The sequence below is a fragment of the Oceanisphaera litoralis genome (assembly GCF_016907015.1).
Taxonomy (GTDB): domain Bacteria; phylum Pseudomonadota; class Gammaproteobacteria; order Enterobacterales; family Aeromonadaceae; genus Oceanimonas; species Oceanimonas litoralis.
Window position 1 is genome coordinate 85,912 of the sequence record NZ_JAFBBE010000009.1, and the last position, 24,984, is coordinate 110,895.

The window sequence follows — 24,984 nt, forward strand, 5'->3', positions numbered from 1 at the left end:
CGGGAGCCGAGTCTACACACAGAGTCGGGCGCTGACCAGTAGATGAGCGCGCTGATGACCACTTTTATTACGCCTTTATTGCGCCGCCAGTGCCTGCAGCGCCGGCCCCAGCGTCTGCAGAAAATACAGACCGCAGCGCCGCCCCAGTTCATAGTCCTGATCCAGCTGCGCCCGACTCGAGCCCAACACCCGGCTTTGCAACGATTGGTGCGGAAAAATCTCGAACACCCGGGTATGCTCCGGCGGCGAATAGATAAAATCGTGGGAGTCGTTAAAGCAGCGCTCGTGGGCCTCCACTATCTGCATCAAATCGCCCAGCCGCTCACGACCTATCCAGGCTTCCAGCTTGCGCGCCCAGTGCGGGCTGAAGCGGCTGTGCTGGGGAACGGTACGGATCACCACTATGGTGCGCGCCCCGCGGCGGTACGCCTCGCGCACCGGAATGGCATCGGCGACACTGCCGTCCACATAACGTTCCCCCTGCCATTCCACCCCGGCCCGGTAAAACAGCGGGATGGCGCTGGACGCCTTCAACCCCAGCATCCAGTCACTCTCGGCCGGGTGAAAATAATGAGGTTGGTAATCACCGGTGCGGGTACTGCAAAACAGCAGCTCGCGCCCGTTCAGCCGCTTGCGACCGGTGTCGATATCCAGCGGCAGCCCATGGGTCAGTACCTCGAAGAACCAGTCCAGATCCACCAGATCGCCACCACGGGCAAAGTGCAACGGACGAAAGAATTCGGCACGGGTGGTATATTCCCCGATGATCTTGCAGGCATAGCCCCGGGCATCGCACACAAAGGCGGACAGATTCTGGGCCCCGGCCGAGGTACCGATCAGGATATCGAAGGGGTCGAAGCGGGCCTCCATAAAGACATCCAGCACCCCGGCGGTAAAAATTCCCCGCTGGCCGCCCCCTTCACATACCAGGGCCAGCTTGCCGCAGAGGCCCTCTACATTGGCATACAAGGGGGCAAGTCGCCCCAGGCTGATCGGGACATGCTTGGTCATCGCAACTCCTGTCATAAAACCGTCATCGGGGCGCCATGGCACCGTCACCGGTGCGGCTTAATCTGGGTTCATAGCAAGGGAGGAACCCGTTATGTTATCTGTAGACACCCTGGTCACCGAGCATTTTCCCAGATGGCAACATCTTCCGGGCTGCAAAACGGTATTGCGCTATCTATTGCATGAACAGGCCTTCATCGACTTCGCCGAGCAATATCCCCACCTGCGCGGCCTCGACTTTGTAGAGCAGGTACTTGATTACTTCAGCTTCAAACTCACCCTGCACGAACAGGAGCTGGAGCATATACCGGCGACCGGCTCCCTGGTGATCGTCGCCAATCATCCCATCGGCTCGCTCGACGGCCTGGCGCTGCTCAAACTGGTGTCACGCGTCAGGCCCGATACCAAAATCATAGCCAATCAACTGCTGGCCCGGATAGAGCCGCTGTCTTCCCTGTTGCTTCCGGTAGACAATCTGGGCGGAAAAACCGCGCGCCTCCAGCTGCAGGCCGTGCAGCGCCACCTGTTCGATGGCGGCGTGGTGATTGTCTTTCCCGCCGGAGAGGTATCACGACTCGGGCCCAAGGGGATCCGCGATGGTCGCTGGAACTCGGGCTTCCTGCGCCTGGCCACCAAGGCCCGGGCCGCCATAGTGCCGGTGCATATCGCCGGTCGAAATTCCACCCTCTTCTATCTCAGTTCGCTGGCCTCCCGGCCACTCGGTGGCCTGCTGCTGGTACGGGAAATGTTTCGCCAGAAAAACAAGCATATCGCCCTGCGCATCGGACAACCGGTGTCCCTGGAGAATTGCCGCAACTCGGGGTTGAATGACAAGGCGTTATGCCTGCTGTTTCGTCGTCACCTGTACCGGATTGGCAAGGGCAAACCCGGTCTGTTCGACACCCAGGTGGCCATCGCGCCCCCGGAGCCACGGCTGCAGCTGAAAAAAGCGGTAGAACAATGCGAGCGGCTGGGGCAGACCAACGATGGCAAAGCCATCTACCTCACCCGTGCCAGCCGTCACGGTCATAGCGTGATACTGCGGGAAATCGGCCGGTTGCGGGAGCTGTCGTTCCGGGCCGTGGGCGAAGGCACCGGCAAGCGACGGGATCTGGACCCGTTCGACGATGATTATTATCAGCTGCTGCTGTGGGACCCGAACGAACTGGAAGTGATCGGCGCCTACCGCTTCATTCCCACCGCCGAGCAAATAGCACAAAAGGGACCGGCCGGACTCTACAGTCATCACCTGTTCGATTACGACGACAGCATGACCCCATACCTCGATCAGGGCATAGAGCTGGGGCGCAGCTTCATTCAGCCCGCCTACTGGGGCCGACGTAGCCTGGATTACCTGTGGTTCGGCATCGGCGCCTTTCTCGCCCGTCATCCGCAGTACCGCTATCTGTTCGGCCCGGTGTCGCTGAGTGCCGCGCTACCGGTTGCCGCCCGGGATCTGCTGGTGGCCTTCTACCGCCTGTACTTTCCGGCCCAGGCCGATCTGGCTCGCTCCCGGCGACCGCTGCCCCCGACCACCTCGACCCTGAGAGAGCAGTTCGACGGGCAGGATTATCAGCAGGATCTGCAACGACTCAAGCAATTGCTGGACAATATGGGCACCGCCATTCCCACCCTTTACAAACAGTACTCGGAGCTGTGTGAACCCGGTGGGGTCCAGTTTATCGACTTCGGTACCGACCCGGACTTTGCCGACTGTGTCGATGGCCTGGTGATGGTGGATCTGCAGCGGCTCAAACCCGCTCGTTATCAGCGCTACATAGCACCGCACCGTGAACCATCAGACACCTGATCCGGCGAACAGACAGGCTCAACGGTCGCTGTGGCCCAGATCGCGCTCCGGCGCGATATGATCCCGTAACCGTTGCTTGATCTCCCTGGCCTCGGGAAAGCCTTCGTCGGCCACCCGGCACCAGACAAGGGTGCCGTCGACGATGATCTGAAACTGGCCTTTCTCGCCCGGGATCAGCGCCACCTCGCCCACCTCGTCATTGAAGGTCGACAAGATTTCCTGTGCCAGCCAGGCCGAACGCAACAGCCAGCGGCACAGGGAGCAGTAGCGAATTTCCACTCTCGGTTTCATGGTGTTTCCTTGTCTCATCACTAAAAATCCCGGTACGAAAAAGGGAAAAAGGGGTCGGAGTCAATATATCGACTCCGACCCCTTTTTTACGACCCCTTTTTTATAACATGGCTATCAATATAACGAGCCCTGAGGCCACACCAGCCAGAGGCCGAGTGCCCCGACCAGCAGCGCCGAGACCACCGCCGCCACCGACGACCACCAGGCTCCCTTGTGGCGCAGTCCCTGCTCCACCAGTGGCGGTATCAGCGCCAGGGCCACCAGCCACCCGTCCATGGGGATGAATTGCCAGCACAGAGTCAGCAGCAACACGTAGGCGCCGGTGACATAACGATCAGACGCAAAACGGGTCAGGCCGCTCAACCACAGCATGCCGGCCAGCACCGCGAGGGATCCTGCAAGCTGGGCCAGCAGCAGGCTGCCGCCGATGGCCACGGTAATGGCAAAGGCAGCCCCTCCGGCGGCAAAGCCCAGCCCGGCACGGCCGGTGCCGCCACGCCATTCACGCCAGCCCTGCCACAGCCAGAACACCAGCAGGCCCAGCAGCGCCTCGGGATAACGTCCCAGCAAGGGCCACAGCGCCAGCAGAAACACACCGCTCATCAGCAGCAGTGTCAGCACCCGACGCCACAGGCCCGGTAACAGGCCGGCCAGCGCCACCGCCCAGAAGGCAAACGGCAACCACTGGGTCCCCTTGGTCGGTAACAGATACCAGCCGGATGCCCAACCGATAGTCACCCACACCGCCAGACCCGCCAACCACCAGAATGCCGACGGGCGCCACCAGCCGATGGCGCCCGCAAACATGGCCGGCAGCAGCGTCTGCATCAGCAGATCCACGCCCATACCATTCTCCCGATGTTACTGACGAATGCCTTCAACAAACAGCTTGATGGCAATGTCGTCACCCACGCCGGGCAGGCCGTAACTCATGCCGAAGTCACTGCGCTTGATAGTGGTCTCGGCATTGAAACCGTTACGATAACCGCCCCAGGGATCTTCGCCTTCACCGATAAAGCTGACATCGAAGGTCACCGGCTGGCTCACGCCGTGCACGGTCAGGTTGCCGCTCAGCTTGCCGCCGTTTTTATCGCCTTCATAGCCGGTGCTGGCAAAATCCAGGGTCGGATACTGGCGGACATCGAAGAAGTCGGGGCTACGCAAATGCTTGTCCCGCTCTTGATGGTTGGTATCGACGCTGTCCGCCTCTATGGTGAAGCTGGCCTTGGCAGCGGCCGGATTATCCGCATCGAACTGATAGTCGCCTGCCAGCTCGTTGAAACGTCCCAGCAGGGTGCTGAACCCCATATGGCTTACTTCAAACACGACCGCGGTATGGGCCGGATCCACCTTGTAATCGGCGGCCACAACCGGGCCGGCCAATACCAGAGAAGAAACCAGCAGGGCTATTTTTTTCGTATTCATAAGAGTCTCCGTTTCTGCCAACATCAGGCGCGGATGGCGCCACATGATTAATCCGGATGAGATAGTAGGATGCCTTAAAAACGAGAACAATTATAATTTAACTGAAACATTATCTACTTTTAGTTAATAATGATGGCCATTGACACATAAATTGACGCATAAAAAGATAGCTGACACAGAGGAGCGAAATCCGTGGACCAATTATCCGCCATTCGAACATTCTGCAAGGTGGTCGAGCTGCAAAGCTTTACCAAAACCGCACAACAGCTGGAGTTATCGGTCGCCATGGTGTCGAAACAGGTGGGCCTGCTGGAGCAGCACCTCAATGCCCGTCTGCTGATGCGCACCACCCGGCGGGTCAGCGTTACCGAAGCCGGGCAGCTCTATTATCAACGCTGTCATGCCATTCTGACCGAACTGGAACAGGCCGACGCCATGATTTCGGATCACAGTCGCCGGCCCAGTGGCCCTGTTCGAATTTCTGTGCCCATGGACTTCGGCGCCCTCAAGGTGGCGCCACTGCTGGCGGAGTTTTACCGCCGCTATCCGGACATTCACCTCATTCTGGAATACAGCGATCGTCTGGTGGCACTGGTGGAGGAAAACTTCGATCTTGCGCTGCGCATCGGCGCCCTGCCCGACTCGTCACTGATTGCCCGGCCTCTGGCGCAGATGTCGATGATGACCTGCGCCGCCCCCGATTACCTGGCCCGGCACGGCACCCCCTCGCATCCTTCCGATCTCGTCGACCATAATTGCCTGCTCTATACCCTGAGCGAACCGCAATGGAACTATCAGCAGCGGGGGTATCATTATCAGGTTCGGCCCAAAGGCGCCATGCGCGCCAATACCGGCCGGGCTCTGGCCCTGGCGGCCAGTCAGGGGATGGGCGTCATCATGCAGCCCCGTTTTATCGTGGAGGATTATCTGGAAAAGGGTGCCTTGGTGCCGCTGCTGGACGACTTCGAACTGCCGAAGCTCAGCCTGAACCTGCTCTACCCGCATCGGCATTTTCTGCCCAGCCGGGTAAAGTGCTTTGTGGACTATATGGAAAGCTGCTTCAAGCAGACAAAATAAAGGGCACGCCCGGTGCCCTTTATTATTCGCGGAACCCGCTTAACGAACCACGCCGCCGAGAAATTCCTGACGGGTTTCGGGCCGGCTCTTGAAAATGCCCCCGAGCGATGTGGTGGTGGTGCTACTGGTGGCATCCATCACGCCCCGAGCCTTCACACAATAGTGGGTGGCGGTAATGCTCACCGCCACGTCATCCGATTCCAGCAATGTCTGCAGCGCCACCAGCACCTGCTGGTTCAGTCGCTCCTGCACCTGAGGCCGACGGGCAAAAAACTGCACTATGCGGTTGATCTTGGACAGCCCAATCACCTTGCCGCGGGGAATATAGGCCACGGTGGCCGTACCGTCGATGGTCACGAAATGATGCTCGCAGGTGCTGGTCAGGGTGATGTCCCGCACCTGCACCATTTCATCCACCTTCATCTTGTTGTCAATCAGGGTGATTTTGGGAAAGTAACTGTAATCCAGCCCCGAGAAAATTTCGCGCACGTACATCTTGGCGATACGCTGTGGGGTTTCGGCCAGGCTGTCATCTTCCAGATCCAGACCCAGTACATCCATCATCTCGGTCATCAAGCCGGTAATACGGGACTGTTTTTCATCAAGAGTCAGATTATTGCCCTTCATCGGGGTTTCCAGCCCTCTCGCCTCAAGGGCGGAACGAACTCGAATGGCGGCATCGCTCAAAGCGGTCATGACAGGCTCCGTTGAATAAATATAAAGCAGTAAAAAAAACTGCTGGAATGGTAGTGCATTTAGAGTCCGGTGTGAATGGTGGATTCATTTCCTAACCTTCAGAGAAAGATGACAAAAAACATTTTAAACTGGAATAATGAGCTCGACCGTCCTTATAACAGGTAACCGAACATGGCCATTCACGATTGCGACAGCCAACCCGGGCTGCGTCCCTACCTCGACGCCAAACACGAGATGCTCACTCGTCTCGAGGCAAGAACCGACAGCGATACCGTCCCTCTGGAACAGGCGCTGAACCGGATTCTGGCCGACGATATTCACTCCCCCATAGACGTCCCCTCCTTCGCCAACTCGGCGATGGACGGTTACGCCCTGCGCGCCAGTGATGTAACGAACGATGCGGCGCTCACCCTGATCGGCACCAGCCTGGCCGGCCATCCGTTCAACGGGCGAGTCGGCCCCGGCGAATGCGTGCGCATCATGACAGGGGCCGCCATGCCGCTCGGTGCCGACACCGTAGTGATGCAGGAAAACTGCCGCTCGGAGCACAACATCATCTATCCTCAAGGCCCAGTAACTGAGGGCCGGCATGTGCGCTTTCCCGCCGAAGATCTGGCCCAGGGCGAGCGGGTCTTTGCCGCCGGCACCCGCATCAACGCCAGGGTATTGTCGGTACTGTCGTCACTCGGGCTGGAGCAGATATATGTACGTCGCCCACTGACGGTGGCGCTGCTCTCTACCGGTGACGAGCTGAAAAGCCCCGGCGAGCTGCTCACTCCCGGCGATATTTATGACTCCAATCGCATCGGCATCGGCGCCATGCTCGAACGGCTCGGCATCCGGGTCATCGATTACGGCATTATCCAGGACGACCCGGCGCTGATCCGCCAGGCCTTGCTCAGGGCCGCCACCGAGGCCGATGCCCTGATCACCTCCGGTGGCGTCTCGGTGGGCGATGCGGACTACACCAAGCAGGTGCTGGAAGAAGTGGGTCGTATCGGCTTCTGGAAGCTGGCGATCAAGCCCGGCAAACCCTTCGCCTTTGGCCACATCAACGACTGCCCCTTCTTCGGCCTGCCCGGCAACCCGGTGTCGGCCGCCGTCACCTTTCATCTGCTGGTGCGTCCGGCCCTGGCAACACTGGCCGGAGAAACGTTAAACCCCGCCCCCTTGCTGCAGGCCAGGGCGCTGATGCCGTTCAAAAAAAGTCCCGGCCGCATGGACTTTCAGCGCGGTGTGGTCAGTACCCAGGCCGACGGCAGCCTGGGGGTCGTGGCCGCCGGCGCCCAGAGCTCGGCGGTGTTCAGCGCCATGGCCGAGGCCAACTGCCTGCTGCACCTGGAGCAGGACAGAGGCAACGTCAGTGAAGGAGAAATGGTCACCCTGGAGCTGATCGACGGGCTCTACTGGTAATGCAGCAACTCAGCGACGAAGAATGGCTGCGCTATAACCGTCAGATAGTGCTGCGCCAGTTCGATATCGAGGGCCAGGAAGCCCTGAAAAATGCCGCCGTGCTGATCATCGGCGCCGGTGGCCTGGGTTGTGCCGCCGCCCAGTATCTGGCTGTGGCCGGTGTGGGCCAGATCACCCTGGTGGATCACGACCGGGTGGAAGTGTCCAACCTGCAGCGCCAGGTGCTGCATCAGGACGGCGATATCGGCCGGCTCAAGGTGGACTCCGCCGCCGACAGCCTGCGCGCCGCCAATCCCTATCTCAAGATGATCACCTACGCCTGCGATGCCGACGAGGCGTTGCTTACCGGGCTTATCCCCCAACATCAGCTGGTGCTCGACGGCACCGACAATCTGGAGACCCGACAGCGGGTCAATCGGCTGTGCTTTGCCGCCAAAGTCCCCCTGGTGTCGGCGGCGGTGATCCGCATGGAAGGCCAGCTCGGCGTCTTTACCTATGGTGACGACGAGCCCTGCTACGGCTGTCTGAGCCGGCTGATCGGCGCCGGCACCCTGAGCTGTGTGGAAGCCGGGGTGCTGGCGCCCATGGTGGGGGTCATGGGCTCCCTGCAGGCGCTGGAGGCCATCAAGCTGCTAGCCAACATGGGCCGTTCGCCCAGAGGCAAGCTGCTACTGGTCGACGGCCTCAACCTCAACACCCGGGAGCTGACCCTGCCCAAGGCACCGGACTGCCCGATATGCGGGGGGAATTCGTAGCAGTAGACGGTGTGTAATGTGATAGTTTCAGAAGGTATTCAGAGGGTAAAGAATGCCGTAGCCCAGAGGCAACTCTGTTGCCTCTTTCACACTACAGATCCAGCAGGATTAAAAACAGGGGATGGTGGAGCGCTACACCCCGCGTTCGTTGTTCCAGATCAGTACGTGTAATTGAGGCAGTACCCGGGCGTTGAACCAGCGGTCGGCGGTGACCTTGTCTACCAGCCAGCGCAGGCGGGCGTTGAGCGATGCCGTGTCGGTTTCCAGCTCGGGTTGCTCGGGGGTGGCCGGTGACGGATTGCACGGCTGCAGGGTCAGCGGCAGCTGCGGGTAATCGGCCGCCAGCGCCCTCGCCCATTGGTAATCGGCCTCGTCGGCGATCACCAGCTTGAGGCTGACCTGCGTCCGGCTGCCGGCGGCGGCTAGACAGGCCTCGAACCGGCTGCGGTTGAAGGCCATGGCAGACGACGGCGGCTTGGGGCTGAGCGTCAGATGATCGAGCAGCGCAAACCAGTCCTGCACCTTGCTGCCCTGGGTTTCCATGGCAAAGGTATAGCCCTCGGCATGGCCCAGTTCCAGCAGCTTGGTCAGCGGCTGCAATGCCGGATTGCCACCGGACAGTGTCACCAGCAGCGGCCGGCCACCGCTCAGGCGATGCACCTCGGCCATGATGGCGTCGGCACTCATCGGTGTCCAGTCGGCCTTGAAGCGCGGCTCTACCGCATAGAGGGTGTCGCACCAGCTGCAACGAAAGTCACAGCCGCCGGTGCGCACAAATACCGTCGGCACCCCGATAAGGGCTCCCTCGCCCTGAATGGTGGGGCCGAAAATTTCGCTGACGGCAATGCTCATGGCCGGTACTCCGCCCAGGTCTTGGGCGTTTCCGACACCGATACCGCGCTCACCTCGGGCCAATGAGCACGGGCCCAGTCGAACAGATGCCGTGCCAGCCGCTCGGCGGTAGTGCAGGCGTCGCCCAGCACCTCGTTGAGATGGCGGTGGTCCAGGGTGTCGTCGATGTAGTCCTTGAACGCCTTGAGCTCGAGATAATCCCGCACGAAGCCGTACTGATCCAGGGTCTCGCTTTGCAGCTCGATCACCACCACATAGTTGTGGCCATGCAGTCGGGCACAGGGGTGCCAGTCCGGCATCTGATGCAACTGGTGGGAGGCGGAAAAGTGAAACTCTTTCTTTATGGTGTACATTTTTTCACCCTCTCGACCGCCTCGAGCCAATACTCTTTATCCAGATAGGGAGTGGGATCTTCCACCCCGGCCAGGGCCATGGCTTCGATACGCTCCACGCAAGTGCCGCAGCGGCCGCAGTGAAGATCACCGCCTTCGTAGCAGGACCAGGTGTCCGCCACCGGCACCGCGAAGCGCGCCGCATCCCGGGCAATCTCGGTCTTGTCGGTGTTCACGTAAGGAGCAAACAACGCCACTTCGGCCACGCCATCCAGCGCCTTGGCCTGCATCTCGCCGAACAGGCGGATAAAGTCGGGGCGACAGTCGGGATAGATGAAGTGATCACCGCCGTGAACCGCCAGTGCCACGGTATCGAGACCGCGGGCGGCAGCCACGCCGAAGGCAATGGTAAGCATGATGGCGTTGCGGTTGGGCACCACCGTCAGCTTCATGTTTTCTTCGCTGTAGTGGCCGTGGGGCACCTCTATATCGTCGGTCAGGGCCGAGCCGGACAGCTGGCGGCCGATGTGACCTATGTCCATCACCAGGTGAGGTACCCCGAGCCGCTCGGCGCAATGGCGGGCGGCATCGATTTCTTTCTTGTGGCGCTGACCATAGTCGAAGGTCAGCAGGGCGCCGAGGGATTGCTCCGCCGCCAGCCGATAGGCCAGGGTCACGGAGTCGAATCCGCCGGAGCAGATCAGCAATGCTTTCATATATTGTGTCCTTGTTTTGTCCGGGTAGGCTGCGACCGGGAGTAAAAGCGGGGCTATTCTAGCGCCCGTGGAGATGAGATCAAATAAAAAGGGCGCCGAAGCGCCCTTTAACGTGTTACCGGATAAGCTTACTTGCTCGACGAGTGCTCGGCCAGGTACAGCCAGGTGTCGATCACCGTATCCGGGTTGAGGGAGACCGAGTCGATGCCCTGCTCCACCAGCCAGGCGGCAAAGTCGGCGTGATCCGACGGCCCCTGGCCGCAGATGCCCACGTACTTGCCGGCCTTACGCGCGGCCCGAATGGCCATGGACAGCAGCGCCTTCACCGCCTCGTCCCGCTCGTCGAAGGAGCCGGCCACCAGACCCGAGTCCCGATCCAGCCCCAGGGTAAGCTGGGTCATGTCGTTGGAGCCGATGGAGAAGCCGTCGAAGTAGGCCAGGAACTTGTCCGCCAGCAAGGCGTTGGACGGCAGTTCACACATCATGATGACCTTGAGGCCCGCTTCGCCACGTTTAAGGCCGTTTTCCGCCAGAATGTCGATCACGGAGGCGGCTTCGGTCAGGGTTCGTACAAAGGGGATCATGACCTCGACGTTGGTCAGACCCATGTCGTTGCGCACCCGTTTCATCGCCTCGCACTCCATGGCGAAACAGTCGCGGAAGTCCTCGGAGATGTAGCGGGAGGCGCCGCGGAAACCCAGCATGGGGTTTTCTTCGTCCGGCTCATAGGCGTCACCGCCCAGCAGGTTGGCGTATTCGTTCGACTTGAAGTCGGACATCCGCACTATGACCCGCTCCGGCCAGAAGGCACAGGCCAGGGTGGAGATCCCTTCGGCCAGCTTGGCCACGAAGAACTCGCGCGGGCTCTCGTAGCCGGCGATGATCTCGTCGATCTTCAGCTTGAGCTCGGGGCTCTGGGTGTCGTAATTCAGCAGCGCCTTGGGATGCACGCCAATCATGCGATTGATGATGAATTCCAGTCGTGCCAGACCCACGCCCGCGTTGGGCAACTGGGCGAAGTCGAAAGCCCGATCCGGGTTGCCCACGTTCATCATCACCTTCACCGGCGACACCGGCATGGCGCCGACTTCGGAGGTGTTGATGTCGAACTCGAGCCGACCCTGATAGATGAAGCCGGTATCGCCCTCGGCGCAGGACACGGTCACTTCCTGACCATCCTTGATACGCGTGGTGGCGTCACCACAACCGACCACGGCGGGAATACCCAGCTCGCGAGCGATAATGGCCGCGTGACAGGTACGGCCACCGCGATTGGTGACGATGGCGGCGGCCCGCTTCATGATCGGTTCCCAATCCGGGTCCGTCATGTCGGTGACCAGCACGTCGCCGGCCTTGATCTCGTCCATCTGCTCGATGGATGAAATCACCTTGGCCACACCGGCGCCTATCTTGTGGCCGATGGACCGGCCTTCGGCGATGACGTCACCCTTTTCGCTGAGGGCGAAACGCTCCAGCACATTGGCATCCTGGCGGCTGCGCACGGTTTCGGGGCGCGCCTGTACTATGTACAGCTGGCCGTCGATACCGTCCTTGGCCCACTCGATGTCCATCGGGCGGCCGTAGTGTTGTTCGATGATCACCGCCTGTTTGGCCAGCTCCATCACTTCGTCGTTGGTCAGCGAGAAGTTGCGCCGCTCTTCCCTGCTGGTTTCCTTGATGTCCACCTGCCTGCCGAGCTCCACGCCTTCGGCGTAGATCATCTTCTGCAGCTTGGAACCCAGGGTCTTGCGCACCACCGCCGGGCGACCTGCCTTGAGGGTCGGCTTGTGCACATAGAATTCATCCGGGTTGACCGCGCCCTGCACCACCATTTCGCCCAGACCGTTGGACGAGGTGATGAACACCACCTGATCGAAGCCGGACTCGGTATCCAGGGTAAACATGACGCCGGAGGCGGCGATGTCGGAACGCACCATGCGCTGAATACCGGCAGACAGCGCCACACCGCGATGGTCGTAGCCCTGGTGTACCCGGTAGGAAATGGCTCTGTCGTTAAACAGCGAGGCAAACACATGCTTGATGGCTTCCATCACCGCATCCAGGCCACGCACGTTGAGAAAGGTTTCCTGCTGGCCGGCAAAAGAGGCATCCGGCATGTCTTCCGCGGTGGCGGAAGAGCGCACCGCAAAGGAGGCCTGATCGCCGGCCTGGCCGGTCAGATCCGCATAGGCACCGGCAATGGCCGCTTCCAGCTCGGGCTGGAAAGGCGTATCGATCACCCACTGGCGAATCGCCTTGCCGGCATCACCCAGCGCCTTGATGTTGTCCACATCCAGGGTATCCAGCAAGTCATGAATTTTTTTGTTAAGCCCGCTCTGTTCCAGAAACTCGTCAAAGGCGAAGGCGGTGGTGGCGAAACCGCCGGGAACCGACACGCCGGCGCCGGACAACTGGCTGATCATCTCGCCCAAAGAGGCATTTTTTCCGCCTACCCGATCTACATCCTGCATACCGAGCTGTTCGTACCAAATCACATATTCCTTCACTGCTGCGTCTCCAACAAAGATATTTCTGGGGGTGCGTATCTCGCTCTGCATCACGTACTTTTTGCAGGGCCCCGATTATTTTATGGTGCGGGTGGGCCTGGGCACCGAATGATTCTACAATGGCGCCGAAAAGCGGGTAAACGTTTAACCTGCGCCAATAGCCAAAAGTGAGATCTGGAGGTCCCATGCACACGGTTTTTTATGTTTCTGATGGGACGGCGATCACAGCCGAAGTGTTCGGCCATGCGGTGTTAAGCCAGTTCCCCCTGCCTTTCGAACAATTTACCATTCCTTTTGTGGAAGATGAAGACAAGGCCCGGGTGGTCAAAGCCAGGATCAACGACAGTTTTCATCAAAGCGGCAAACAGCCACTGGTGTTTCATACCATAGTGGACAACACCCTGCGCAACATTATCACCAGCAGCGATGCCATGTGTTACGACTTCCTCAATACCTTTGTGGCGCCCATAGAGCAGCAACTCGGGGTCAAGGCCGAGCCCCGTACTCACCGCACCCACAGCATGGACAACAAGAAGCATTACGACTCACGTATCGATGCGGTCAACTACGCCCTCGACAACGACGACGGCGTCACCACCAAGGAGTATGACGAAGCCGATATCATTCTCGTCGGTGTGTCTCGCTGTGGCAAGACCCCCACCTGCCTGTATCTGGCCCTGCAGTTCGGCATTCGGGTGGCCAATTACCCCTTTATCGATCAGGACATGAGCCGGCTGGCCCTGCCCCCCGCGCTCAAGGCCAACCGCCACAAGCTGTTCGGGCTCACCATCGACGCCAACCGTCTGCAGGAGATCCGCCAGCGCCGTCGGGCCGACAGCCGTTATTCCGCCGCCGAACAGTGCCGTTACGAGCTGAGCCAGGTGGAGCGCATGTTCCGCATGGAGGCAATTCCCTTTATCGATACCACCTATCATTCGGTGGAAGAAATTTCGGTCAAGATCCTGGAACGCACCGGGATCCGGCGGCGAATTTATTGATTGAACCTAAAACGTGATGCGTGAGGCGGTATCGGCTTATTTCAGCCGCCACACCGTCATCTCGGCCAGCGAGTGCTGAAACTTGCGTCGGGTTTCGCGGATCACGAAGGGAATGTCCTGCCGGCCCACCAGCTCGAAACGATCCATCAAAGCGGCTTTCAGGCCATCCAGGGTGGTGAAGTTCTCGCCGTTGACCTTGATGCCGCCCAGCCATTGCTCCCTGGGCGTGTACTCTTCCAGCCAGGTGTAGGGCGAGGTCAGCACCAGATACCCCCCCGCATTCAGCCGCTGGTGTACCTGGTTCAGAAACAGCGCCGGATCGTAAAGCCGGTCGATGAGGTTACCGCAGAAGATCAGATCATAACCGGTAAAGCGGGGCTTGAGGTTACAGGCGTCACCCTGCACAAAATCAATCTTGTCGGCCAGATCGGCATAGCCCAGCTCGGCCAGGCTGGTTTGCCTGAACTCCACCAGTTCCCCTTCGGTGGGAATGGCAAAGCGGGCCTGGCCGTTTTCCTTGAGCCGAAAACCGTACTGAATGAAGCGGGCGGAAAAGTCGATGCCGTCGACCTGCCCGAAATAACGAGCCAGCTCGAAGCTGGCCCGCCCCACAGAGCAGCCCAGATCCAGCGCCCTGCCCCGGTGCAGGCTCGGCGCCTGCGCCAGCAGCGCCTGCACGCAGGCCACGGGGTAATTGGGCACCTTGAAGTAGCTATCGCCATAGTGAAACTCCAGATACTGGGCCACCAGAACGTCGGTTTCATAGGGGTTGACGGCGTCCACGGGGACCTCTGCATCGTCGGATTCAATGTATCGGAAGCCCGCATGCTGAAAGAAATGGCGGCGAAACGCATAGCGGGCATAACGGGTCGCCTCGTTGCCGGTCGAGATCCAGGAGCCCCCCTTGAACAGATTATGGCGTCCGTCGAAGGTCGGGGTAGAAAAGTCGTCATAGAGCGGATGCACCTCGAAGCCGGGAAAGCCGTCTATCGGGGTTTCGGTCCACTGCCAGACGTTGCCCGTCACATCAAACAGCCCCTGCTGTTCAAAACGGTTCACCGGACAGGACGAGGCATAATGCTCCAGGTTGATGTTGCCGGGCGCCTGCACCCAATCGGGCTGATCAAGGTCGAGCCGGTTGCGCAGCAGGGTCCATTCCGCCTCGGTCGGCAGCCGTACATGGGTGCCGCTCCGCTCCGCCTTCCAGTTGCAGAACGCCTTGGCTTCCAGATAATTCACCTCCACCGGCCAGTTCAGGGGCAGCGGCATTTCCTGCAACAGATTGCGCTGTACATACTCGCCGTTGCGTTCATGCCAGAAGCGCGGCATCTCGGCCCCGGCCCAGGCCAGCCAGCGCTGTCCTTCTTCGGTCCAGTAACGGGGTTCGCGGTAACCCCCGGCCACCACAAAGGCCAGATATTCGCCGTTGGAAACCAGGTATTTCGCCACCCTGAACGGCGGCACCGCCACTGTGTGGTGGCCGTATTCGTTGTCCCAGCCGTAGGTGGCCGCCGATGCCGGCTTGCCCAGGGTCAGGGTATCGCCCGCCACCGGCAGCAAGGCGTTTTCCGGCGCCGGACCCGAGTCGCTGCAGGCCGCCCACAACGGCTTCGCATCCAGGTATTGCAGCGGCAGCATGCGCATGATCACCGACGAGGTTTCGAGATGAATACGCTCGTGCTCTATGCCCATCAGCACTATCCAGGCCGGTGAATCCCGGGTGATGGGCAGGATCAGCGGCATCTCGGTGATCAGCCGGTCGACCACCGCTCTAACCTCGCTGCGGTAGGCGCGCGTCTCGGCCACCGTTGGCCAGTCATAATGAGCGCTGTCCAGATCATCCCAGGACATTTCATCGACACCGATGGCAAACATCGACTCCAGCCGCTCGTCCAGCCGGGTATCCTGATACCTGCCCAGCAGCAGCTTGTTGATGAAGAAGACGGCGGTGTGACCGAAGTAGAAGATCAACGGGTGACGCAGCGGCTCCGGGCGCAGGTAGTAAGCCTGGTCGCTGTTGATGCAGTCGAACAGGCGCTCATAAAGGGTGAAGGTCTGGTGAAAGTAACGCCGGATTTCTTCCCGCTTCTGCCCGACCGAGGTGCCGGTCAGCAAGGGGGTTCTGGTCACCGCCTCTGCTAATGTTTCCATGGCATATTCCCTGATTGATAACCGTTTTATTGTTGGTCTGTATCCCGGTATCTGCAACAGGCAGCACTTGCGCCCCGAGCACAAGACCCGCTAACGTCCTCGTCTCTTTCCGTTAAGCATAAACGGGATAACGAAGCCATCGGCAAAAAACCGGTTTCAAGCCTCCGGCCTTGTGCTATAAACATGGCCCCGTTTTTTCATCGTTACAGGAAGTATCATGAGTCAATTCGACAACGTCACCGTCATCAAGCAAGCCAATGTCTACGACGGCGGCAAGGTCACCAGCCGGGTAGTCAAATTCGCCGATGGCAGCCGCAAGACGCTCGGCATCATGCTGCCGGGCGAGTATACCTTCGACACCGCCGCCGCCGAGCTGATGGAGATTCTCGCCGGCGAGCTGGAGGTGCAACTGCCGGGCAGCGACCGCTGGCAGACCATCAAGGGCGGCGAGTCCTTCGAAGTGCCCGCCAACGCCATCTTCAAGCTCAAGATCCACAGCCTGGTGGATTACTGCTGCTCTTACTACGATTGACGGCGGCCTGGCAATTCACCAATATATAGCAGGGTCATTCCCGCGATTCTTTGCCGTCTTTCCCGCGTAGGCGGGAATCCAGAGTATGGTGTACAGGGCTTTTGCCTGTGCACCGTCTGCAACAGCGTATGGACCCCCGCCTTCGCGAGGGTGACAAACCGGATCTGCAGCCTGTCCTTATTCTCCGCTCCCAACCCCGCTATAGTTAGCCCTACGCTCAACGGGAGAACGCCATGCGCACCTTATTGCTGTTACTGAGCCTGCTGGCCACGCCACTGGCCGCCGACGAATACCGCATTCAGACCCTGGCCGACGGGCTGCACCATCCCTGGGGGCTGGTGGAGCTGCCCACTGGCGAGCTGCTGGTCGGCGAGCGGCGCGGCCGCTTGCTGCGCCTGAACGCCGACGGCAGCCGCACCCTTATCGATGGCCTGCCCGAGATCGCCGCCGGCGGCCAGGGCGGCTTGCTCGATCTGGCGCTGCACCCGGATTTTACCGACAACCTCTGGCTGTATTTCAGTTACAGCCAACCCGGCCCCGGTGGCGCCGGCACCGCCGTCGCCCGGGCCAAGCTGACCGGCAACCGGTTAATCGAACAAGAGGTGATCTTCGAGCAATACCCCAAAACCTCGGGCAGCGCGCATTTTGGCTCCCGCCTGGTCTTTGACCCGCAGGGCTATCTGTTCATCACCACCGGAGAGCGCTATCACTCCCGGGACATGGCCCAGCAGCTCGACAATCATCTGGGCAAAATCATCCGCCTGCACGACGACGGCCAGGTGCCCAAAGACAATCCCTTCGTCGAGCGGCCCTATGCCCTGCCCGCCATCTGGAGTTATGGCCACCGCAACATACAGGGGGCCGCCATTCATCCCGGCAGCGGCGTGCTCTGGGCCCAGGAGCATGGCCCTCGCGGGGGGGATGAAGTCAACAGGATCAAGGCCGGCGCCAACTACGGCTGGCCCCTGGTGACCTTCGGCCGGGAATACAGCGGCGGTGCCATCGGCCAGGGAACTCACCATCCGGATATGGCCGATCCAATCTGGGTCTGGGTGCCCTCCATTGCCCCCTCCGGCATGCTCTTCTATACCGGTAGCCAGTTTCCCCAGTGGCAAGACTCGCTCTTCATCGGTGCGCTCAAAGGCCGCAAGCTGGTGCGACTCACCCTGGACGGCGAGCAGGTCACACAAGAGCAGCACCTGCTCACCGAGCTTGGCAGCCGGATCCGCACCCTGGTGCAGGCCCGCGACGGCGGCATCTATGTGCTGACCGATGAAAGCAACGGCAAATTGCTCAAGCTGACGGCGCCGGCGGCGCCTCAGGGCTGATTTTCTTGTTTAAATGCGTTAATATTTAACAACTGTATTTTATTTAAATTACCTTTGTGAACAAAAAGGAATACATAATGAGTCAGAAAATCTGGAATGTATATCTGTCCGGCGAAATTCACAGCGACTGGCGGGAGCGTATTATCGAAGGCGCCAGGGCCCGGGGCCTGGCGGTGGAGTTCAACTCGGCGGTGACCGATCACGACGCCAGCGACATGGTCGGCGTGAACATTCTGGGCAGCGAAGAAGATAACTTCTGGCGCGACCGCAAGGCCTCCGGCATCAACAGCATCCGCACCTCGACCCACATCAGGCAGGCTGATGTGGTTGTGGTTCGTTTCGGCCCCAAATACAAGCAGTGGAATGCCGCCTTCGACGCCGGTTTTGCCGTGGCCTCGGGCAAGCCCATCATCACCCTGCACGACGCCGAACACGACCACGCCCTGAAAGAAGTGGACGAAGCCGCCAAGGCCACCTGTCGCCACCCGGAACAGGTAGTGGACATTCTGTCTTACCTGCTGTCCTGATGCCCACTCCCCCGCTCCGGCGGGGGATGTCTTGATTGCCCCACAAAAGAGGGGCCGTCACAGGCTCAGGCCTTATCTACCTCGTGTTCGCGCAGACCCACCTTGAGTACCCGGTCGCCGTCTATGTCGGCCACGGTCCACACCATGTCATAACGCACGAAGTTATCCCCCACCACCGGATGGCCGTTGCTGTGGGCCAGTATGAAGTCACCCAGGTCCAAATCGGCTTCGCTCTCGTCCACATCCACGCCGTACATCAATGCCACGTCGCCCATGCGTGCATCCGCATCCAGAATGAAATCGCCAAAGAAGGCCCGCGCCTTGCTGCGCGCCGCATCCAGATCGCCGCCAAACATGTTGTTCAGGGTCTTGAGGTGATTGCTGCGACCGATCACACAAAGCACATCGTTCAGTGCCAGCCGGGTACTGCCCGAGGCCGGCAGCAGGTTTTCACCCCTGAATACCGCCGCCACCCGACAATGGGGCGGAAAGGTGAGCTGACGCACCACAACGCCGTCTATGGCCTCGCTGTTGACCGTATAGAGGAACATCTCGAAGTCGTCCTCCTGAAAAATACCCAGCATGGAACGACGACGGGGGGCCGGCTCGGGCGGTACCTCCACCTTCAGCAGGCGGGCCATTTGCGGCAGGGTCGAACCCTGTACCAGCAGCGAAATCAGCACCACGAAAAAGGCCACATTAAAGATCATGGGCCCTTCGGGTATGCCCGCCATCAGGGGGAAAATGGCCAGCACTATGGGTACGGCACCGCGCAGCCCCACCCAGGAGATAAAGCCCAGCTCGCGCGCATTGAAGCGAAAAAACGGCACCAGCGACACCAGCACCGCCAACGGCCGGGCCACAAAGATCAGCGCCAGCGCGATCAGGCTGGCGGGCAGCGCCATGGCCCACATGTCGGAGGGAGAAATCAGCAGCCCCAGCACCAGAAACAGCCCTATCTGACTGAGCCAGGCCAGGCCGTCGAACATCGGCAGAATCGACTCCATGTGCCTGAGTCGCGAGTTACCCACCACCAGTCCCGCCAGATATACCGCCAGGAAGCCGCTGCCGGCCAGCAGCGCCGTCATGGCAAACAGCGCCAGACCAAAGCCGATGACCAGAATGGGATACAGGCCCGAGGTCAGCCCGATGCGTTTGATCAGCTGTACCAGCAGAATGCCCCCCAGTCCCCCGGCAATGGCCCCGATGCCGAACTGGGTCAGCAAAAACAGCAGGGTGTCGCCGATGCCGTTCATTTCGCCGGTGATCAGGCCAATCAGGGTCAGAGTCAGAAAAATCGCCATGGGATCGTTGGTACCCGACTCGATTTCAAGCGAGGCCCCTACCCGCTGGTTCAGGTGCATCCCCCTGCCGCCGAGCAGCGAAAACACCGCCGCCGCATCGGTCGAGCCGACAATGGAGCCCAGCAAGAGGCCATGCATCCAGCTCAAATCCAGGATATACACCGCCAGCAGGCCGGTAATGCCGCTGGTGATCACCACCCCCAGGGTAGCCAGACTGAGTGCCGGCTTTAGCCCTACCCGAAAGGTCTCCATTCGGGTACGCATGCCACCGTCCAGCAAGATGATGGCCAGCGCCAGGTTACCGACGTTATAGGCCATCGAATAGCTTTCAAACTCGATGCCGCCCGGCCCGCTTTCACCGGCCAGCATGCCGAGCAGCAGAAAGAGCAGCAGAATGGGAATGCCGGAGCGCGCCGACAGCAGGGTGGCCAGTACGCTTAAACACAGCAAAAGCCCGGTCAGCAGAAAAAGGTGCTCAATATTATCCAAGTAGTGAATTCCGACAGGGTTTTAGATGCAACTGTTATATCACAAACAAGGCCATTCGTTGATAGTGAATTTTTAGTTAAATATACACGATATATATTCAAAATAAGCCGAAATCACCGCTTGTTCTCATCATATCCGCGTTTTCGCTCCGATTTCACACCGCCAAACGGCATCAGCCCCGACCACAACAGAGTGAATAAAAATTCCACAAAAAGACTCATTTGACTTATTTCATCGGGGTAAATAGCCAGTTGCACGATTAAAATATCAACTAACGTGCATATTTCATCATTAAAATGCCATTATCCGGTTGCGAGCGCGCCCCGGCTTCTTTAAAGTCCCGCGTCTGTTTTTATTTCTCAATCTTCGCCCCCTGGCGTAGATGCTGTTCAGGAAGAAACCGCTAATGGAACCAACCCATATCAGCTCGCTGATCCCCATTGCCATCACCCTGTTGCTCGCCCTGGGCACCCGCAACGTGGTGATTGGCCTTTTTGCCGGTGTAGCCAGCGGCGTGGTGATGCTGAACGACTGGCGCCACCCGCTCGACAACTTCGGCATTCTGGTCAAGGACCATCTGGTGGGCCAGCTGACCGACAGCTATAACGCCGGCGTCTTGGTACTGCTGGTGTTTATCGGCGGCTTTGTGGCGCTGATGGAGCAGTCCGGTGGCGGCCAGGCCTTTGCCCGCCGGGTGACCCACTGGGTCAGCACCAAGTGCCGGGCCCAGGTGTCGGCCTGGCTGGGCGGCATCGTCATCTTCTTTTCCGATCTGGGCACGCCCCTGATTGTCGGTCCGGTATTCCGGCCGTTGTTCGACAAGCTCAAGCTGTCACGCCAGAAGCTGGCCTTCATCATCGACTCCACCGCCTCGCCGGTCGCGATTCTGGTGCCCTTTATCGGCTGGGGCGTGTACATCATGGGCCTGCTGCAAAAGGAATTTACTGCCCTTGCCCTGCCACTGACCGACTGGGAAGCCTTTATTGCCGCCATTCCGTTCCAGTTCTACGCGGTGCTGGCGGTAGCCATAGTGCCGCTGGTTGCCTTCAAAAAGCTGGACTTCGGCCCCATGGCCGAAGCCGAACGCGCCGCCGAACGGGGCGAAATAGCCAGCGGCCCGCAAGAGCAACACCGTCTGTTCAGCCACGATAATGCCCGTGCTTCCTTCGTGTGGGCACCGCTGCTGGTGATGGCCGGCGTGCTGGCTGCCATGCTGGGACCGCTGGGCTTTCCGTTTGAAAAAGTGCCGGGCTCCGTGTTTCGTGCGGCCCTCTCCAGCGCCTACTTCATGGCGGCCATGACTCTGATCACCCTGATGGCCTGCTACGGCGTACGCCGGGTGACCGACGGCATCGCCGTGTATCTCAAGGGCATGGGCAACATGATGCAGGTGGCCATCGTGCTGATCCTGGCCTGGACCCTGAGCAGCGTAGGCAAGGAGCTGGGCGCCGCCGCCTACATCGCCGAGCAGGCTCAGGCCGGTTTCCCCGCCTGGCTGGTCCCGGCAGTGGCCTTCTTGCTGTCGGCCGTGATCTCCTTCGCCACCGGCTCGTCATGGGGCACCTTCGCCATCATGATCCCCCTGGTGATCCCCACCGCCGTGGCCATAGACGCTCCCCTGTATGCCTGCATCGGCGCCGTGCTCTCGGGCGGCCTGTTCGGCGACCACTGCTCGCCGATTTCGGAAACCACCATACTGTCGTCCACCGGCTCGGGGTGTGATCAGTTTGAGCACTTCCGTACTCAGTTGCCCTACGCCCTGCTCAACGGCAGCATCGCCCTGGCCGGCTTTGTGGTGGCCGGCTGGGTAGAAAGTCCGCTGGTGCTGCTGGCCGCCATCGCCACCCAGATTGTGCTGGTGATACTGCTCTCCCGCTTGCAAGGCGTCCGCCTGCGGGCACAGACCGCCTGATATAACAAGGGGGCCGCATGCCGCGGCCCCCTTGCTTCATCACTCTTCATCACTCTTCATCACTCCGGTCACCTTCACCTATTTCACCCGGTCGTGCTTCACCATCAGGGTCTGATATTCTGATTCAGGTGAAACAGATTGTCCGGATCATACTGCCGCTTGAGCTGCACCAGCCGTTCGTAATTAGGGCCGTAGGCCGCCTTTACCCTGTCGCCTTCTTCTTCGGTCATGAAGTTGATATAGACACCGGCAGAGGCATAAGGGGCGGACGCCTTGAAAAACTCCCGCGCCCAGGCAATGCAGGTTTTATCCTGCGCAATATCATCCCAGCGTGCATGCACATTGAGCACAAAGCGGGCATCCCGGTGGCCGTAGGCCATGGCGCCGGGGGCTACCCGATTGGCGGCGCCGCCGATCATACCGATAAAAATCTCGCACTGCGGGCCGGGCAGCCGGTGAGTGTAGTCAATCATGATATCCAGCGCGTCGTCCTTGAGCACGGTGAAGTTATGGGACTTCCAGTAATTTCTCGCACCCGGGGTCAGCAGGGGATCAAACGCCTGCTGCCATTCTACGTAAGGCTGTACGCCAATATGTTCGCCATAGGGGGTGCCGAAATCACGCAGCGGGGCTATCAGCCGTTCGGCATCTGCCGGGGCGCCGGCATAAAACACCGCCAGCACCGCCACTTCCTTGCCGTGCACCTCTTCGGGTAAAAAGGGTAACGGCGGCGCCTTGCGCATCACCACCCAGATGTTGAGCGCTTCGGGGGCCTTGTCCATGTAATCCCGATATTGCTGCAGTACCTGCTTGGCCTGGGCAATGGGAAAGACCAACAGACCGGCGGTGATCTCCGGCCCCACCGGATGCAGTCGATACTCGAAGCCGGTCACGATACCGAAGTTGCCCCCCGCACCCCTGATAGCCCAGAACAGATCGGCGTTTTCCTGTTCACTGGCCCTTAGCTCACGACCGTCGGCAGTAACCAGATCCACCGCCAGTAGATTATCCACCGTCATGCCGTGTTGCCGGGTCAGCCAGCCAAAGCCGCCGCCCAGGGTCAGGCCGGCCACTCCGGTGGTGGAGTTGATGCCCAGTGGCGTAGCCAGACCATGCTGCTGGGTAGCCTTGTCAACATCCGCCAGCCTGGCCCCCGGTTCGACATAGGCTATCTTTTTGGCCGCCTCCACCCGCACCTGGGTCATGTTCGACAGGTCGATCATGATGCCGCCTTCACAGACCGCATTACCGGCAATGTTATGACCGGCGCCCCGAACGGACACCTCCAGCCCGTGCCGGCGGGCAAAATGCAGTGCCCTGGGCACGTCGGCAGCCTCGGCACACTGCATGATAATCGCAGGATGCTTGTCTATGGTGGCATTCCATATCTGGCGCACCTCGTTATAGCGGGCATCGTCGGGCAATACGACGCCACCCTTTACCACCTCTTTCAGTTCGTTAACGGTATTCCGGGAAAAGCTTGTCATGATGGGGTCCTCGGGACGGGTCCCTGGATTACAGACTCAACAATAAACACCGGCCAACGGCGACTGGCCGCTACCTCGGCACCTGGCGGCAGAACGGCCGCTGCGATGATCTTGGATTCTACCCAAGTCTAGAAGTCTAGCATCGCCAGGGTTACCGTCCGGCCGGTTGACGAGCTATAGCCGCCCTGCTATGCCTAAGACACTGTGGAGAAAGAGCATTCATCGTCCCGATGAGCGCCAGCCGCTCCCCGGTAAGGAGTCCACCATGAACCGCCCGGTTCCTCTTCTTCGTATTGCATCGGGCCTGATGCTCGGTGCCAGCTGCAGCCTTGCCCTGGCCGCCACCCCGGAAGAAAAAATTGCCAGCGCCATGAGCGCCGCCCCTCCCTCCATCAGTGCCACCGCCACCATCCTCGACTGGCCGACCGAGATGAACGACGAGATGACAGAGTTGCGCGAAGGAAGCGACGACTGGACCTGTCTGCCGGATATGCCGGCTACCCCCGGCAAGGATCCCATGTGTCTGGACGCGGTCTGGATGGAGTGGGCTCACGCCTGGATGAACAAGCTGCCGCTGACCAACAAGGGCATGGGCTTTGGTTATATGCTGCAGGGCGGCACTCCCGAGAGCAACACAGACCCTTACGCTAGCGAGCCCAGCGCCAGCAACGAGTGGATTACCGAGCCGGTACCGCACCTGATGATACTGGTGCCCGATGCCGCCATGCTCGAAGGGTTGCCCACCGATCACACCAATGGGGGCCCCTGGGTGATGTGGAAAAATACCCCCTATGTACATATCATGGCGCCCATGCCGGCGTATCAGCCCTAGGCTCGACGTCTTATAATACAAGCCCCACCGCTGGCATCCGTGGGGCTTTTTCCATCACGCTTTTCAGAAAACGCACTTTCATACAACCATGAGGCCACCATGATCATCACCCTGTCCATCCAGCTCGTGTCAGGCATGTATGCGGAAGCAGACTGGGGCTGCGAACTGGAACTTGAAGAAAGCAGCTCGCTGCATGAGCTGCATGACGCCATTCAGCAGGCGGTCGATTTCGACAACGACCACATGTATTCGTTTTTTATCTCCCGCCGGGAATTCGGATCGGAACGCATTCATTTTGACGGCGAAGAATTCTCGCTGGATGACACCATAGGGTCGCTGTTCCCCCTGCCCAAGGGCAAGAAGCTGTTCTACTGGTTCGATTTTGGCGACGACTGGATTTTTCAGGTGTCCAAATCCCGCAAGAAACCCAGAGAGCCCCAGCCAGGCCGCCAGTATCCCTTTGTGGCCGCCGAAACCGGCAGCAAGCCGGTGCAATACAAGGGCTACGATCCAGAGGCAGAAGACGAGTGGTAATACCAACG

23 protein-coding genes are annotated in these 24,984 nt (G+C 59.9%); 11 read left to right on the forward strand and 12 right to left on the reverse strand.

Annotated features, from left to right (window positions below; genetic code table 11):
• Positions 1–75: 75 nt before the first annotated feature.
• Positions 76–1,011: a patatin-like phospholipase family protein gene (locus HNR62_RS07500; protein ID WP_204795458.1), complete on the reverse strand. Its 936-nt coding sequence runs from the start codon at positions 1,009–1,011 to the stop codon at positions 76–78.
• Positions 1,012–1,102: 91 nt separating this feature from the next.
• On the opposite strand from HNR62_RS07500, the gene olsF reads away from it, so the two are divergent.
• Positions 1,103–2,818 (forward strand): bifunctional ornithine lipid synthase OlsF, encoded by a 1,716-nt coding sequence (olsF, locus tag HNR62_RS07505; RefSeq protein WP_204795459.1) that lies wholly within the window; start codon positions 1,103–1,105, stop codon positions 2,816–2,818.
• A gap of 18 nt (positions 2,819–2,836) precedes the next feature.
• Here olsF and HNR62_RS07510 read toward each other — a convergent pair whose 3' ends face one another.
• From HNR62_RS07510 to HNR62_RS07520, 3 genes are all read right to left on the reverse strand, one after another.
• On the reverse strand, positions 2,837–3,109 hold the full coding sequence (locus tag HNR62_RS07510) for an Rdx family protein (protein WP_204795460.1): 273 nt from the start codon (positions 3,107–3,109) through the stop codon (positions 2,837–2,839).
• Positions 3,110–3,223: 114 nt separating this feature from the next.
• Entirely contained in the window at positions 3,224–3,955 is a 732-nt protein-coding gene (locus tag HNR62_RS07515; RefSeq protein WP_204795461.1) for a hypothetical protein, read from the reverse strand.
• Between the two features lie 15 nt (positions 3,956–3,970).
• Positions 3,971–4,534: a YceI family protein gene (locus HNR62_RS07520; protein ID WP_204795462.1), complete on the reverse strand. Its 564-nt coding sequence runs from the start codon at positions 4,532–4,534 to the stop codon at positions 3,971–3,973.
• 192 nt (positions 4,535–4,726) lie between these two features.
• Between HNR62_RS07520 and HNR62_RS07525 the strand changes: the two genes are divergently transcribed.
• Positions 4,727–5,611 carry a LysR substrate-binding domain-containing protein gene (locus HNR62_RS07525; protein WP_204795463.1) on the forward strand — a complete coding sequence of 295 codons (885 nt, stop codon included), beginning with the start codon at positions 4,727–4,729 and terminating at the stop codon, positions 5,609–5,611.
• 39 nt (positions 5,612–5,650) lie between these two features.
• On the opposite strand, the gene folE is transcribed toward HNR62_RS07525, so the two are convergent.
• Complete coding sequence (gene folE / locus HNR62_RS07530) at positions 5,651–6,307, reverse strand: GTP cyclohydrolase I FolE (RefSeq protein WP_204795464.1); 657 nt, start codon at positions 6,305–6,307, stop codon at positions 5,651–5,653.
• 171 nt (positions 6,308–6,478) lie between these two features.
• Here folE and moeA point away from each other — a divergent pair, with 171 nt between their 5' ends.
• Both moeA and moeB read left to right on the forward strand, forming a co-directional pair.
• Positions 6,479–7,720 (forward strand): molybdopterin molybdotransferase MoeA, encoded by a 1,242-nt coding sequence (moeA, locus tag HNR62_RS07535; RefSeq protein WP_204795465.1) that lies wholly within the window; start codon positions 6,479–6,481, stop codon positions 7,718–7,720.
• On the forward strand, positions 7,720–8,475 hold the full coding sequence (gene moeB, locus HNR62_RS07540; protein ID WP_204795466.1) for a molybdopterin-synthase adenylyltransferase MoeB: 756 nt from the start codon (positions 7,720–7,722) through the stop codon (positions 8,473–8,475). Before moeA ends, moeB begins: the two co-directional genes overlap by 1 nt.
• Positions 8,476–8,607: 132 nt before the next feature.
• On the opposite strand, the gene queE is transcribed toward moeB, so the two are convergent.
• The 4 genes from queE to ppsA form a co-directional block, all read right to left on the reverse strand.
• Positions 8,608–9,327, reverse strand: coding sequence for a 7-carboxy-7-deazaguanine synthase QueE (gene queE, locus HNR62_RS07545; RefSeq protein ID WP_204795467.1), 720 nt, complete (start codon positions 9,325–9,327; stop codon positions 8,608–8,610).
• Entirely contained in the window at positions 9,324–9,680 is a 357-nt protein-coding gene (gene queD, locus HNR62_RS07550; RefSeq protein ID WP_204795468.1) for a 6-carboxytetrahydropterin synthase QueD, read from the reverse strand. The genes queE and queD overlap by 4 nt, the downstream gene beginning before the upstream one ends.
• A complete protein-coding gene (gene queC / locus HNR62_RS07555) occupies positions 9,668–10,375 on the reverse strand; it encodes a 7-cyano-7-deazaguanine synthase QueC (RefSeq protein ID WP_204795469.1) in 708 nt (235 codons plus the stop codon). Before queC ends, queD begins: the two co-directional genes overlap by 13 nt.
• A 128-nt stretch (positions 10,376–10,503) precedes the next feature.
• Complete coding sequence (ppsA, locus tag HNR62_RS07560; RefSeq protein WP_204795470.1) at positions 10,504–12,882, reverse strand: phosphoenolpyruvate synthase; 2,379 nt, start codon at positions 12,880–12,882, stop codon at positions 10,504–10,506.
• Positions 12,883–13,067: 185 nt separating this feature from the next.
• Between ppsA and ppsR the strand changes: the two genes are divergently transcribed.
• On the forward strand, positions 13,068–13,880 hold the full coding sequence (ppsR, locus tag HNR62_RS07565) for a posphoenolpyruvate synthetase regulatory kinase/phosphorylase PpsR (protein WP_204795471.1): 813 nt from the start codon (positions 13,068–13,070) through the stop codon (positions 13,878–13,880).
• Positions 13,881–13,916: 36 nt separating this feature from the next.
• Here the strand turns inward: ppsR and ovoA are convergent, their stop codons facing one another.
• The gene (gene ovoA, locus HNR62_RS07570) at positions 13,917–16,031 is read right to left on the reverse strand and encodes a 5-histidylcysteine sulfoxide synthase (RefSeq protein WP_204795472.1); all 2,115 of its coding nucleotides are present in this window, start codon (positions 16,029–16,031) and stop codon (positions 13,917–13,919) included.
• A gap of 217 nt (positions 16,032–16,248) precedes the next feature.
• Between ovoA and ppnP the strand changes: the two genes are divergently transcribed.
• From ppnP to HNR62_RS07585, 3 genes are all read left to right on the forward strand, one after another.
• Complete coding sequence (ppnP, locus tag HNR62_RS07575) at positions 16,249–16,563, forward strand: pyrimidine/purine nucleoside phosphorylase (RefSeq protein WP_204795473.1); 315 nt, start codon at positions 16,249–16,251, stop codon at positions 16,561–16,563.
• Positions 16,564–16,796: 233 nt separating this feature from the next.
• Entirely contained in the window at positions 16,797–17,891 is a 1,095-nt protein-coding gene (locus HNR62_RS07580; protein WP_204795474.1) for a PQQ-dependent sugar dehydrogenase, read from the forward strand.
• Between the two features lie 77 nt (positions 17,892–17,968).
• Entirely contained in the window at positions 17,969–18,418 is a 450-nt protein-coding gene (locus HNR62_RS07585; protein WP_204795475.1) for a YtoQ family protein, read from the forward strand.
• 65 nt (positions 18,419–18,483) lie between these two features.
• On the opposite strand, the gene HNR62_RS07590 is transcribed toward HNR62_RS07585, so the two are convergent.
• On the reverse strand, positions 18,484–20,211 hold the full coding sequence (locus tag HNR62_RS07590; RefSeq protein WP_204795476.1) for a potassium/proton antiporter: 1,728 nt from the start codon (positions 20,209–20,211) through the stop codon (positions 18,484–18,486).
• Between the two features lie 406 nt (positions 20,212–20,617).
• On the opposite strand from HNR62_RS07590, the gene HNR62_RS07595 reads away from it, so the two are divergent.
• Positions 20,618–22,123 (forward strand): Na+/H+ antiporter NhaC family protein, encoded by a 1,506-nt coding sequence (locus tag HNR62_RS07595; protein ID WP_204795477.1) that lies wholly within the window; start codon positions 20,618–20,620, stop codon positions 22,121–22,123.
• Positions 22,124–22,227: 104 nt separating this feature from the next.
• On the opposite strand, the gene HNR62_RS07600 is transcribed toward HNR62_RS07595, so the two are convergent.
• Entirely contained in the window at positions 22,228–23,610 is a 1,383-nt protein-coding gene (locus tag HNR62_RS07600) for an FAD-binding oxidoreductase (protein WP_204795478.1), read from the reverse strand.
• A gap of 265 nt (positions 23,611–23,875) precedes the next feature.
• On the opposite strand from HNR62_RS07600, the gene HNR62_RS07605 reads away from it, so the two are divergent.
• A complete protein-coding gene (locus tag HNR62_RS07605) occupies positions 23,876–24,442 on the forward strand; it encodes a hypothetical protein (RefSeq protein WP_204795479.1) in 567 nt (188 codons plus the stop codon).
• Between the two features lie 99 nt (positions 24,443–24,541).
• A complete protein-coding gene (locus tag HNR62_RS07610) occupies positions 24,542–24,976 on the forward strand; it encodes an IS1096 element passenger TnpR family protein (protein WP_204795480.1) in 435 nt (144 codons plus the stop codon).
• The last annotated feature ends 8 nt before the right edge of the window (positions 24,977–24,984 follow it).

Bases quoted from the DNA above. Each gene is read 5' to 3' on its own strand.
- HNR62_RS07500 (WP_204795458.1), bottom strand. From the start codon at position 1,011: ATGACCAAGCATGTCCCGATCAGCCTGGGGCGACTTGCCCCCTTGTAT.
- olsF (WP_204795459.1), top strand. From the start codon at position 1,103: ATGTTATCTGTAGACACCCTGGTCACCGAGCATTTTCCCAGATGGCAA.
- HNR62_RS07510 (WP_204795460.1), bottom strand. From the start codon at position 3,109: ATGAAACCGAGAGTGGAAATTCGCTACTGCTCCCTGTGCCGCTGGCTG.
- HNR62_RS07515 (WP_204795461.1), bottom strand. From the start codon at position 3,955: ATGGGCGTGGATCTGCTGATGCAGACGCTGCTGCCGGCCATGTTTGCG.
- HNR62_RS07520 (WP_204795462.1), bottom strand. From the start codon at position 4,534: ATGAATACGAAAAAAATAGCCCTGCTGGTTTCTTCTCTGGTATTGGCC.
- folE (WP_204795464.1), bottom strand. From the start codon at position 6,307: ATGACCGCTTTGAGCGATGCCGCCATTCGAGTTCGTTCCGCCCTTGAG.
- moeA (WP_204795465.1), top strand. From the start codon at position 6,479: ATGGCCATTCACGATTGCGACAGCCAACCCGGGCTGCGTCCCTACCTC.
- moeB (WP_204795466.1), top strand. From the start codon at position 7,720: ATGCAGCAACTCAGCGACGAAGAATGGCTGCGCTATAACCGTCAGATA.
- queE (WP_204795467.1), bottom strand. From the start codon at position 9,327: ATGAGCATTGCCGTCAGCGAAATTTTCGGCCCCACCATTCAGGGCGAG.
- queD (WP_204795468.1), bottom strand. From the start codon at position 9,680: ATGTACACCATAAAGAAAGAGTTTCACTTTTCCGCCTCCCACCAGTTG.
- queC (WP_204795469.1), bottom strand. From the start codon at position 10,375: ATGAAAGCATTGCTGATCTGCTCCGGCGGATTCGACTCCGTGACCCTG.
- ppsR (WP_204795471.1), top strand. From the start codon at position 13,068: ATGCACACGGTTTTTTATGTTTCTGATGGGACGGCGATCACAGCCGAA.
- ovoA (WP_204795472.1), bottom strand. From the start codon at position 16,031: ATGGAAACATTAGCAGAGGCGGTGACCAGAACCCCCTTGCTGACCGGC.
- ppnP (WP_204795473.1), top strand. From the start codon at position 16,249: ATGAGTCAATTCGACAACGTCACCGTCATCAAGCAAGCCAATGTCTAC.
- HNR62_RS07580 (WP_204795474.1), top strand. From the start codon at position 16,797: ATGCGCACCTTATTGCTGTTACTGAGCCTGCTGGCCACGCCACTGGCC.
- HNR62_RS07585 (WP_204795475.1), top strand. From the start codon at position 17,969: ATGAGTCAGAAAATCTGGAATGTATATCTGTCCGGCGAAATTCACAGC.
- HNR62_RS07595 (WP_204795477.1), top strand. From the start codon at position 20,618: ATGGAACCAACCCATATCAGCTCGCTGATCCCCATTGCCATCACCCTG.
- HNR62_RS07600 (WP_204795478.1), bottom strand. From the start codon at position 23,610: ATGACAAGCTTTTCCCGGAATACCGTTAACGAACTGAAAGAGGTGGTA.
- HNR62_RS07605 (WP_204795479.1), top strand. From the start codon at position 23,876: ATGAACCGCCCGGTTCCTCTTCTTCGTATTGCATCGGGCCTGATGCTC.
- HNR62_RS07610 (WP_204795480.1), top strand. From the start codon at position 24,542: ATGATCATCACCCTGTCCATCCAGCTCGTGTCAGGCATGTATGCGGAA.